This is a genomic window from Bradyrhizobium sp. P5_C11_2 (assembly GCF_054049755.1).
This window is the reverse complement of record NZ_JBFULT010000237.1, coordinates 1-10,835: the sequence shown is the minus strand read 5'-3', so window position 1 is coordinate 10,835 and position 10,835 is coordinate 1. Positions and strand designations below refer to the sequence as shown.

The window sequence follows — 10,835 nt, the reverse complement described above, 5'->3', positions numbered from 1 at the left end:
GCGCAATCCGGGACCGCTGCATCGTCAGCACGAAGATCCCGGATTGCGCTGCGCTCGATCCGGGCTACGCACTGAATTCAGATTCAAACGCGATGGAATTGTGACGAATTTCGCGCGGTGGAACGCGCCGTCGCACGTCAGGCCGCGATGACGTCGTCGTCCTGCTTCAGGCAGGTGATGAAACCGCTGAGCGCGCTGTATTGATGTCCGGCGCGGCGCTGGATGAAGAGCGTCTCGACGCGGGCATGGACCGGATTCAGCGTGTGCATCGACACGCTGCCGTTCATCGCGCTGCGTTCGACCACGGCGCGCGGCAATAGCGTCACGCCCATGTCGGCGGCGACGCAGCCGATCATGCCGTCGAGCGTGCCGAGCTCGAAGCGTGTCGCGGAGGGCCAGCCGAACTCGACGAAGATCTGCTCGAGACGTTGGCGGTAGGTGCAGCCGGTGCGGAACACCAGCGCGGTCGGGCCGGATTCCGGCGTGCCGGCGCGCAGCTCGGCGAGCGAGGTCCAGCGCCGCGCGCTGACCAGCACCAGCTCCTCGCGGAACGCACTTGTCGCGGTGAGGTCGTCATGCGCGATCGGACCTGCGACGAAGGCGCCGTCGAACGTGCCTTCGAGCACGCCCGCGACGAGGTCGGCGGTGGTTGCGGTGCGCAAGGAGAGGCGCACGGCGGGGAAGCGGCGGTGGAAATCGGCGAGCAGCGGCGGCAACCGGACGGCCGCGGTGGTCTCCATCGAGCCGATCGCGAGCGGCCCCTTCGGCTCGCCATCGTCGCGCGCGGCGAGCACGGCCTCGCGCGACAATGCGGTCATCCGCTGCGCATAAGGTAGAAGCCTCTTGCCGGCGCCGGTCAGCGTCATGCCGCGGCTGTGGCGTTCGAACAGCGGCGTGCCGATCTCCGCTTCCAACGCCTTCACGCGCTGGGTGACGTTGGATTGCACCGTATTGAGCTCTTCGGCGGCGCGGGTGATGCCGCCGGTGCGCGCGACCGCGGCAAAGGTCTGGATGTCGCTGAGTTCCATGGCCTCGTTTCGCTTTTGTGATGGCAGCGTTCGCTATAATTCAATTTTCGAGAATGCTATTCCCGCCTAATGTCGGTGTCCACAGTGGAGGAGCCATGCCGATCACCACGCCGCTGACCCARCTCCTCGGGATCAAGCATCCGATCCTGCTGGCTCCTATGGATGTTGTCGCGGGCAGCCGGCTCGTGACGGCGGTGAGCCGCGCCGGCGGCTTCGGCATTTTGGGTGGCGGTTATGGCGAGAGGGTCTGGCTGGAGCAGGAGACAGCGAAGCTCGCCGGCATGAAGGCGCCGTTCGGGATCGGCTTCATCACCTGGAGCCTCGCCAGGCAGCCCGAGCTGCTCGACATCGCGCTCGCCGCCGAGCCATCCGCGATCATGTTGTCGTTCGGCGATCCCGCACCCTTCGCGCCCAGGATCAAGTCCACAGGTAGCCGCCTGATCTGCCAGGTGCAGGACGAAACAATGGCGCGACAGGCGCTCGATGCCGGCGCCGATGTTCTGATCGCACAGGGGACCGAGGCGGGCGGTCACGGCGCCTCGCGCACCACCATCGATCTCGTGCCGGCGATCGTCGATCTTGCGGCGGGCCGTGTGCCAGTGGTAGCGGCCGGCGGCATTGCCGATGGGCGCGGGCTCGCGGCCATGATGATGCTCGGCGCAAGCGGCGTGCTGCTCGGCACGCGCTTCTACGCAAGCCAGGAGGCCGACGGTGCGGAGGAAGCCAAGCGGCGCATCTGCGCGGCAAGCAGCGGCTCGACCGTGCGCGGCATCATCTTCGATCTCTCCCGCAACAATGTCTGGCCGGCGCCGTTCACGGGAAGGTGTCTGATCAACGACCACGCCAGGCGCTGGATCGGCCGCGAGGTCGAGCTGATGCAGAATGTCGCCGCAGTCGCGGCCGACTATGTGGCTGCGAAAGCGGCCGGCAATTTCGACGTCGCCGCCGTGATCGCGGGCGAGGCGGTCGGCCTGATCCATGATATTCCACYGGCGGCCGAGATCGTCGGGCGGATTGCGGTTGAGGCGGAGCAGTTGATCGCTGGGCGGAGCAACTCGGTTTCTTCTTTTCCTTCTCCCCTTGTGGGAGAAGGTGGCGCGGATGCAATCCGCGCCGGATGAGGGGTCTGTCTCCGCGGATGCGAACCTCTCACCCGTCTCGCCGCTATCGCGGCAATCCACCCTCTCCCGCAAGGGGAGAGGGAAGAGCGAACATGAGGCAAGAACCATGTGGCCTGACCGTCGACTGATCGATCTCTTCAAGACCGAATTCCCGATCGTGCTGGCGCCGATGGCCGGCGTGATGGATGCGGAGCTCGTGATTGCCGTGGCGGAAGGTGGCGGGCTTGGCTCGCTCCCGAGCGCGATGCTGTCGCCGGAAAAGGCGCGCGAGCAGGTCAACATCATCCGCCAGCGGGTGAAGGCGCCGGTCAACATGAACTTCTTCTGCCACACGCCGGTCGCGCTCACGACCGAGGCCGAAGCGCGCTGGAAGCAGCGGCTGACGACCTACTACACCGAGCACGGTCTGGATCCGGCGGCGCCGATCGCCGCGGCGAACCGCGCGCCGTTCGATGCGGCCTTCTGCGAGGTCGTCGAGGAGCTGAAGCCGGAAGTCGTCAGCTTTCATTTCGGCCTGCCGGAGGACGCGCTGCTGAAGCGGGTCAAGGCGGCGGGCTGCCTGGTCATTTCCTCGGCGACGACGGTGAAGGAAGCAGTCTGGCTCGAACAGCGCGGCGCCGATGCCGTCATTGCGCAAGGCGCCGAGGCCGGCGGCCATCGCGGCATGTTCCTCACCGACAAGATTGCCGAGCAGCCCGGCACCTTCGCGCTGGTGCCGCAGGTGGCCGACGCGGTGAAGGTACCGGTGATTGCGGCTGGCGGTATCGCGGATGGCCGCGGCATCGCGGCGGCCTTCGCGCTGGGCGCGGCCGGCGTGCAGATCGGCAGTGCCTATCTGCGCTGTCCGGAATCCAAGGTCAGCGCCGGCGGCCGCAAGGCCCTGGCCGAGGCGCGGGACGATTCCACGGTGATCACCAACGTCATGACCGGCCGGCCGGCGCGTGGCGTGCAGAACCGCCTGATGCGCGAGGCCGGCCCGATCTCGCCGGATGCGCCGCCATTCCCCCATGCGGCGACCGCGCTGGGCCCGCTGAAGGCGGCTGCCGAGAAACAGGGCAGGGTGGATTTCACCAATCTCTGGGCCGGCCAAGCCGTTGCCATGGGCCGCGAGGTCCCGGCGGCGGAATTGACCCGGGATCTGGCCAAATCGGCGCTGGCCCGCATGAAGGGACTAGCGGGCTAGGCCCTAAAGCGCGAAAGGCTTCGGGTGAAGCCCTTATCGCGCTTTAGGTTCTTGTTTGCGCATGATCTTTTCGGAAAACCGCTTCACACTTTTCCGGATCATGCGCTAGCCCCGGTTGCGGCGCAAAAGCGGCCTCTGCTATACGGCGGATAGGTTTTGCCGTGTGAGGCCTTATATAATGTCCGTTGACGCCGCTACCGTCCGCCGCATCGCGCATTTGGCGCGCATTGCGGTTTCCGACGACGAGGTTCCGCATCTGCAGGGCGAGCTCAACGCCATGCTCGCCTTTGTCGAGCAGCTCTCGGAGGTCAATGTCGAGGGCGTGGAGCCGATGACGTCGGTCACCCCGATGCAGATGAAGAAGCGTCAGGACGTGGTCAATGACGGCGAGATCGCCGACGATATCGTTGCCAACGCGCCCGCGACCGAAGGCCATTTCTTTCTTGTGCCCAAGGTGGTCGAGTAATTCTTAGGACCAAGTCCGATGTGCCTGCTATGCGACGATGAGAAGGCCTATCAGGCCTACATGAACTATCTCGACAAGATGGAGCGGCAGGGCAAGGCTGCCGACCCCAACGTCGCCGTCAATGCCGTGCTCGACGAGATCGAGGCCGCTGCGAAAGCAGCCGCCAAAAAAGACGACCCGGCCAACGACAAAACCCTGTCTCCGTTCTTCTGCAGCCCGATCAATAAATGACCGATTTGACATCGCTGACGCTCGCCGAGGCCCGCAAGGGTCTCGCGGCCAAGACTTTCACGTCGCTCGAGCTGACCGACGCGCATCTTTCCGCGATCGAAGCCGCACGCGTGCTCAATGCCTTCGTCATGGAGACGCCGGATCGCGCGCGCGATATGGCGCGCGAGGCGGACGGCAAGATCGCCAAGGGCGACGCGGGCCCGCTCGCCGGCATCCCGCTCGGCATCAAGGACCTGTTCGCGACCAAGGGCGTGCGCACCACGGCGTGCTCGAAAATCCTCGGCAATTTCGTGCCGACCTATGAGTCCACCGTGACTTCGCAGCTCTGGCGCGACGGCGCGGTGATGCTCGGCAAGCTCAACAATGACGAGTTCGCGATGGGCTCGTCGAACGAGACCTCCTGCTTCGGCCCGGTCGGCAATCCCTGGCGGCGCGACGGAAGCAACACGACGCTGGTGCCGGGCGGCTCGTCCGGCGGCTCGGCGTCCGCCGTGGCAGCTTTGCTCTGCATGGGTGCGACCGCGACCGACACCGGCGGCTCGATCCGCCAGCCGGCCGCGTTCACCGCGACCGTCGGCATCAAGCCGACCTATGGCCGCTGTTCGCGCTGGGGCATCGTCGCCTTTGCCTCGTCGCTGGATCAGGCAGGTCCGATCGCGCGCAGCACGCGCGATGCCGCGATGCTGCTGCGCTCGATGGCCGGGCACGACCCGAAGGATACGACCTCGGTCGACATCGCCGTGCCCGACTACGAGGCCGCGATCGGCAAGTCGGTGAAGGGCATGAAGATCGGCATTCCCAAGGAGTATCGTCTCGACGGCATGCCGGCCGAGATCGAAAAACTTTGGGAAGCGGGCGCGGCCTGGCTGAAGGCGGCCGGCGCGGAGCTTGTCGAGGTGTCGCTGCCGCACACCAAGTACGCGTTGCCGGCCTATTACATCGTGGCGCCGGCGGAGGCCTCCTCCAACCTCGCGCGCTATGACGGCGTGCGCTACGGCCTGCGCGAGCAGGGCAGGAACATCATCGAGCTGTATGAGAACACCCGCGCCGAAGGCTTTGGCGCCGAGGTGAAGCGGCGCGTCATGATCGGCACTTACGTGCTCTCCGCCGGCTATTACGACGCCTATTATCTGCGCGCCCAGAAGGTGCGCACGCTGATCAAGAAGGATTTTGAGGATTGCTTCGCCAAGGGCGTCGACGCGATCCTCACCCCCGCGACGCCGTCCGCCGCCTTCGGCATCGGCGAGAAGGGCGGCGCCGACCCCGTCGAGATGTATCTCAACGACATCTTCACGGTCACCGTGAACATGGCGGGCCTGCCCGGCATCGCGGTGCCCGCCGGCAAGGATGCGCAGGGCCTGCCGCTCGGCTTGCAGCTGATCGGCCGTCCGTTCGACGAGGAGACGCTGTTCTCGCTCGGCGAGGTGATCGAGCAGGCCGCCGGCCGCTACACGCCCGCGAGGTGGTGGTGAGGATGGCGGCGTACATCGCCAGCCTCGACGGCGCAGCGCCTGCGCCGGATCTCAGCGCGCCGCTTGCGGGCCTCTGGTGGGCCGCCAAGGGCGATTGGGACCAGGCGCACAGGATCGTCCAGGACGACAGCAGCCGCGATGCGGCCTGGGTGCACGCCTATCTGCACCGCGTCGAAGGCGACCTCGGCAATGCCGGCTATTGGTACCGCCAGGCCGGCCAGCCGACGGCACAGGATTCATTGCAGGCGGAGTGGGAGCGGATCGCTGCCACGCTGCTCGGGAGCAAGACATGAGCACGGCCACGCACAAGCTTCTCAAGGGCGCCACCGGCGATTGGGAGATGGTCATCGGCATGGAGATCCATGCCCAGGTGACGTCGAACTCAAAACTGTTCTCGGGCGCCTCCACCGCGTTCGGCGGCGAACCGAACAGCCACGTGTCGCTGGTCGATGCCGCAATGCCGGGCATGCTGCCTGTCATCAACGAGGAATGCGTCAGGCAGGCTGTCAGGACGGGCCTCGGCCTCAACGCGCAGATCAACCTGCGCTCGGTGTTCGACCGCAAGAACTATTTCTATGCCGACTCGCCGCAGGGCTACCAGATCAGCCAGTACAAGTCGCCGATCGTCGGCGAGGGCGAGGTCGTGGTCGAACTGGACGGCGGCAAGACCGCGACGATCGGCATCGAGCGGCTGCATCTGGAGCAGGATGCGGCCAAATTGCTGCACGACCAGTCGCCGAACATGTCCTGTGTCGACCTCAACCGCTGCGGCGTGCCGCTGATGGAGATTGTCTCGAAACCGGACATCCGCGATGCCGAGCAGGCCAAGGCCTATGTGACCAAGCTGCGCTCGATCCTGCGCTATCTCGGCACCTGCGACGGCGACATGGAGAAGGGCAGTCTGCGCGCAGATGTGAACGTCTCCGTGCGCAAGCCCGGCGCGCCGCTCGGCACCCGCTGCGAGATCAAGAACATGAACTCGATCACCTTCATCGGGCAGGCGATCGAGTACGAGGCGCGCCGCCAGATCGAGATCCTCGAGGATGGCGGGTCGATCGACCAGGAGACACGCCTCTACGACCCCAACAAGGGCGAGACGCGCTCGCTGCGGTCCAAGGAAGAGGCGCACGACTACCGCTACTTCCCCGATCCGGATCTGTTGCCGCTGGAGTTCAGCCGGGAGTTCGTCGACGAGCTGAAGGCGAAGCTGCCCGAGCTGCCGGACCAGAAGAAGACGCGCTTCGTCGCCGACTTCGGCCTGTCTGCCTATGATGCGAGCGTGCTGGTCGCCGAGCGCGAGAGCGCGGTGTTCTACGAGACCGTGCTGGACAAGCTCGGCAATCGCGCGCGCGACGGCAAGATGGCGGCGAACTGGGTGATCAACGAGCTGTTCGGCCGCCTCAACAAGGAGGGCAGGGATATTACGGGCTCTCCCGTCAGCGCCGAGCAACTGGCCGCGATCGTCGACCTGATCGGCGAGGGCACGATCTCCGGCAAGATCGCCAAGGATCTGTTCGAGATCGTCTGGCAGGAGGGCGGCGATCCCCGCGCGCTGGTCGAAAGCCGCGGCATGAAGCAGGTCACCGATCTCACGGCGATCGAGAAGGTGGTCGACGACATCATCGCGGCCAATCCCGACAAGGCCGCGCAGGTCAAGGACAAGCCGCAGTCGCTCGGCTGGTTCGTCGGCCAGGTTATGAAGTCGTCGGGCGGCAAGGCCAACCCGCAAGCGGTCAACGAGCTGCTCAAGTCCAAGCTCGGCATCTGACGTCACGCGTTCGGACGAGGTGACGGACACTCTMCTCACCTCGCTGTCGGTTCGCGATGCGACGCTCTCACGCGTCATCGGCGGCAAACTTCCTCCCGACGACCTGCGATGCGGCGACCGAATCGCCGTCACGCGATTCGCGCAAAACGGCGGCTTGCACACGCTCCGACGAGCGTCCGCGCCGTTAATCATGAAAATATTTTCGTTGCCAAAATCCGCGACTCAGAGTCCGCGAAACGCCCTTTCGACGTGGTCGCGCGATTGGCGACACGCATCGCCGCATCGATCACGCGCAGTGCGCGTGTGCGGAAAAATACTTGCTGCATAGTGTTTTCTTGCAGTCGCAGCTTACGCAGACGCCGATGCTGCGGGCAGTCTCTGCGATCGCTGGTGCACCTCGCACAGTGCACTTGCATCGAGCGCGCCAAGCGCACGCGGTTTGCTGCGTCAACACTTCTTTAAGCGAGAAGCTGTTTTTTTCGTCGTGTTGGTGTATTCGGGATGAGTGTGCATCTCGATCCCCGAGTGCACGCAGCGATTAAAGCCATCTCACACATCGGAGGGCAACATGGCCAAGAAAGCGAAGAAGGCGAAGAAGGCGAAGAGCGCAGTGAAGAAGACTGCGAAGAAGACCCGCAAGGTCGCGAAGAAGAAGAAGTAACTTCGACTTCTGAAGTTGCCGGCTCCTAGAGAGCCGGCTCGTCATCAGCGCCTCCTAGAAGGTTCTGGTCGACGATAGAGGGTGTCGGCGAGACATCAGGTCAACGGTCGGGTCGCTCCACTTTGCGGTCCGGCAGAAGAAACAAGTTTTCTTCGTTCGGTGCGGGTCTCCTTCACGGGGCTCCGCAATTTCACAGACGGCCTTCGGGCCAACGTGGAATCTGGTCCTGACGTGTTCGCCGACGCCCTCGTTCCCTGAGGCCGGGGTATTGCCGGCATTTCCTTTCCCGACATTGCTGATCTGATCGAGACCGCGCTGCCGTGGTCGTTCTGCCCTGGAGCAGACAAGGGGCGCGTTGTGCTTGCCTGACGCGCGGCGTCGCTTTCCCATTCGCGGTGTCATCGCCCGGCTCCGACCGGGCGATCCAGTACGCCGCGGCGTCTCGTGGGATGATTGCCGTCTCCGGAATACCGGGTCACCCGCCTGCCGCCCTTGCTGAAGCTTCGGCGTTCCAACACCGGCATGCCCCGGCGAAGCCTTGGCGTAGCCGGGTCGCGGGTGACGACAGCGAGCGGCGCCGAAACCCTAGAGCGCATCCGCCACCGCACGCGATGGTTAGCGGTGTCCGAAAATCGCAGGGTAAACCGAATCTGACGAATCGCGGAAGTGCCCGTCAATCCGGGGTTTTTTCAATTCGCTGCACGCGCGCCGCGCTCTCGCGTTTACGTCCCCTTCATCGCGATACTTAAACTGCCATTCAAATTTGCCCGCCATCATCGCCTCCAACAAGCCGGCAAACGGCATGGGGTGAGTTGAACAGTTCTTTGGACGGGAGCCGCGCTCGGGGGACGAGGCGGCATAAGAAAAAGGGGATGCGTTATGTTTCAGGGTACTTTCGATCTGGAGACGGCCACGCCGATCGACGCAAGCGCGCTGTCGGACGTGCTGTTCGAGCGCGGGATCTATTGGGCGAGCGGCCGCGCCGGCCTCGTCGATCTCGTCGCCGCGCACAAATGGTTCAACCTCGCCGCGCTGAAGGGCCGCAAGGATGCCGTGGCGCTGCGCCAGGAGGTTGCCGGGCAGATGTCGGACGCCGAAATCTCGGCCGCGCAGCGCGAGGCGAGGGCGTGGGTCTCCATGCACTGAATGGAGCAGCGCACCGAGGCCTGTGTTGTCACGGGTAGGCCCTGGTTGCGCTGAAATCGAGCTCGCTCATGGTGCCGCCGACGCGGCCGCGTGGCACGAGCGCTCCGACAGGAATGGCCCAAGAATAGACAATGGCTGCCGATTCAGATCGCGCCCGACGAATGCGATCTGGAACCCTGGCGGCTGCACAAGACGGGCCTCCTGGCGCAGGTCCGGCGTCTGGTTCAACGTCCGGGCGGGCGAGGCGATGCTGATTTTGCCCTCGCATGGGCGGATCTGATGGCCCTGCCGCTGGATGCAGGCGCGCATATGTCGCATATGTAATGAGAGCGCGAATCGGCTGCTCTCGAAGCGCAGCTGCTTTCGCCAGGCTTGCGTAGCCCGGCCGATGGCGGCTTTCAGGTGAAAGAACGCACCGACCTCAATTCTGCCGCTTGCGGCACGCCGCCGGGTCGGGCATACCCCCCATATTGGAGACGTGGCCGAGTGGCTGAAGGCGGCGGTTTGCTAAACCGTTATAGGCTTGTAAAGGCCTATCGAGGGTTCGAATCCCTCCGTCTCCGCCAAGCAGCCAGTTAAGAGATTGATTTTGTTGGGCTTTGCGCGCGCCTGGTGCGCGTCTGCCGATGCCTCTGCCCGATCTCGCGCATGTGCGTTCCCGATCAGTCTCAAAATCCCGCCGATGAATAATAACGTGTCGCGTCGGGGCTGCGGGGCGCAAGGCCCCGTGGGGAAGCCAGGCCGCAGCCAACGACTGTCCGGAACGCGCCTTTGCCGCAAGGATCAGGGCGCGTCCGGTGCTTGCGGGGCGAGGGCGCTCGCGGAACTGCAGCCCGCCTTGCACCGGTCGGAGCCGATGCCCGTCCGCGGCGGACGTCCTTCACCACGGATGTGGCGATCGCAGGCCGGGCGATATCGTTGCGTCGTGTCTGTCGTTGATCAGCAGTTCGGCCGCGCCGCGACTGCATGCCTGGCTTCGACGACAAGCGATCGCATCGCCGCCGCAATGCCGCGCTGGTCCGCTTCTACATCGGCCGGATTGATTGCAGACGCTTGCCGCGAGGCGGGACCGGTCCCTATGCCTTCGCCGAACCGGTTGTTATGATCGACGAGATGATCTCAGGGAGGAACGGGTTTGGCGAATGAACTGCAGGCCAAGTTTCGACGTGCTGTCGAGGCCTTTTACGCCAAGGATCTGGTCAAGGCGGAACGCATCCTGCAGCAAATCGCCAAAGCGTCCAGGAACATATTCGAAGTCGAGCATCTCCTGGGTGTGGTGAAGCTGGTGCAAGGCCGGTTTTCGGAGGCTGAGGTTCATCTCAGAGCGGCGGTAGCCCTGAACGGAAGCAATGACGAAGCGCTCAGCAATTATGGATATGCGCTCAAAGCCCTCAATCGCCCTCAAGAGGCGCTGACGTATTTTACCCGCGCATTGGCGGTCAATCCGCGCAATCCACTTTCATACCACAACAGAGGTTCGATCCTTGCCGAGTTTGCGCGAAGCTATTCGGAAGCGATCGATCAGTTCGACAAGGCCATAGCCTACAATCCGAACTTTGCCGACGCGTATGCGAGCAAGGGCAATTGCCTTGAAAAGCTCAAGCGTTACGAGGACGCCCTCGTTGCTTACGACAAGGCGTTGTCGATCAAGCCTGATCTGGAGCTCGCGTGGCTTGGCCGAGGGAATGTTTTCCGCAATCTCAAGCGCTATGACGACGCATTTGCGACCTACGACAAGGCGCTGTCGATCAAGCCCGAT

Annotated in this window: 12 protein-coding genes and 1 tRNA gene; 12 read left to right on the top strand and 1 reads right to left on the bottom strand. The window is 64.4% G+C overall.

Features of this window, described 5'->3' with window-relative positions; all coding sequences use genetic code 11:
• Positions 1-137: 137 nt before the first annotated feature.
• Positions 138-1,028 carry a LysR substrate-binding domain-containing protein gene (locus ACXJL8_RS21585; protein WP_456622728.1) on the bottom strand — a complete coding sequence of 297 codons (891 nt, stop codon included), beginning with the start codon at positions 1,026-1,028 and terminating at the stop codon, positions 138-140.
• A gap of 95 nt (positions 1,029-1,123) precedes the next feature.
• Between ACXJL8_RS21585 and ACXJL8_RS21580 the strand changes: the two genes are divergently transcribed.
• The 12 genes from ACXJL8_RS21580 to ACXJL8_RS21525 all read left to right on the top strand — a co-directional run.
• On the top strand, positions 1,124-2,149 hold the full coding sequence (locus ACXJL8_RS21580; protein ID WP_456685544.1) for an NAD(P)H-dependent flavin oxidoreductase: 1,026 nt from the start codon (positions 1,124-1,126) through the stop codon (positions 2,147-2,149).
• A 106-nt stretch (positions 2,150-2,255) separates the two neighbouring features.
• A complete protein-coding gene (locus ACXJL8_RS21575; RefSeq protein WP_456622730.1) occupies positions 2,256-3,332 on the top strand; it encodes an NAD(P)H-dependent flavin oxidoreductase in 1,077 nt (358 codons plus the stop codon).
• A gap of 178 nt (positions 3,333-3,510) precedes the next feature.
• A complete protein-coding gene (gatC, locus tag ACXJL8_RS21570) occupies positions 3,511-3,798 on the top strand; it encodes an Asp-tRNA(Asn)/Glu-tRNA(Gln) amidotransferase subunit GatC (protein WP_247983795.1) in 288 nt (95 codons plus the stop codon).
• A gap of 18 nt (positions 3,799-3,816) precedes the next feature.
• The gene (locus ACXJL8_RS21565) at positions 3,817-4,029 is read left to right on the top strand and encodes a hypothetical protein (protein WP_027547180.1); all 213 of its coding nucleotides are present in this window, start codon (positions 3,817-3,819) and stop codon (positions 4,027-4,029) included.
• Positions 4,026-5,501, top strand: a complete 1,476-nt coding sequence (gene gatA / locus ACXJL8_RS21560; RefSeq protein WP_456622731.1) for an Asp-tRNA(Asn)/Glu-tRNA(Gln) amidotransferase subunit GatA — start codon at positions 4,026-4,028, stop codon at positions 5,499-5,501. The genes ACXJL8_RS21565 and gatA overlap by 4 nt, the downstream gene beginning before the upstream one ends.
• A 2-nt stretch (positions 5,502-5,503) precedes the next feature.
• On the top strand, positions 5,504-5,794 hold the full coding sequence (locus tag ACXJL8_RS21555) for a hypothetical protein (RefSeq protein ID WP_456622732.1): 291 nt from the start codon (positions 5,504-5,506) through the stop codon (positions 5,792-5,794).
• The gene (gene gatB, locus ACXJL8_RS21550) at positions 5,791-7,269 is read left to right on the top strand and encodes an Asp-tRNA(Asn)/Glu-tRNA(Gln) amidotransferase subunit GatB (protein WP_456622733.1); all 1,479 of its coding nucleotides are present in this window, start codon (positions 5,791-5,793) and stop codon (positions 7,267-7,269) included. The genes ACXJL8_RS21555 and gatB overlap by 4 nt, the downstream gene beginning before the upstream one ends.
• 1,540 nt (positions 7,270-8,809) lie before the next feature.
• A complete protein-coding gene (locus ACXJL8_RS21545) occupies positions 8,810-9,076 on the top strand; it encodes a hypothetical protein (RefSeq protein ID WP_456622734.1) in 267 nt (88 codons plus the stop codon).
• Between the two features lie 90 nt (positions 9,077-9,166).
• Positions 9,167-9,400: a hypothetical protein gene (locus ACXJL8_RS21540; protein ID WP_456685543.1), complete on the top strand. Its 234-nt coding sequence runs from the start codon at positions 9,167-9,169 to the stop codon at positions 9,398-9,400.
• Between the two features lie 148 nt (positions 9,401-9,548).
• A tRNA-Ser gene (locus tag ACXJL8_RS21535) sits at positions 9,549-9,642 on the top strand.
• A 400-nt stretch (positions 9,643-10,042) separates the two neighbouring features.
• Positions 10,043-10,222 carry a hypothetical protein gene (locus tag ACXJL8_RS21530; protein ID WP_456622735.1) on the top strand — a complete coding sequence of 60 codons (180 nt, stop codon included), beginning with the start codon at positions 10,043-10,045 and terminating at the stop codon, positions 10,220-10,222.
• A partial coding sequence (locus ACXJL8_RS21525; protein WP_456685542.1) for a tetratricopeptide repeat protein occupies positions 10,212-10,835 on the top strand: 624 nt, incomplete at its 3' end. The genes ACXJL8_RS21530 and ACXJL8_RS21525, both read left to right, overlap by 11 nt.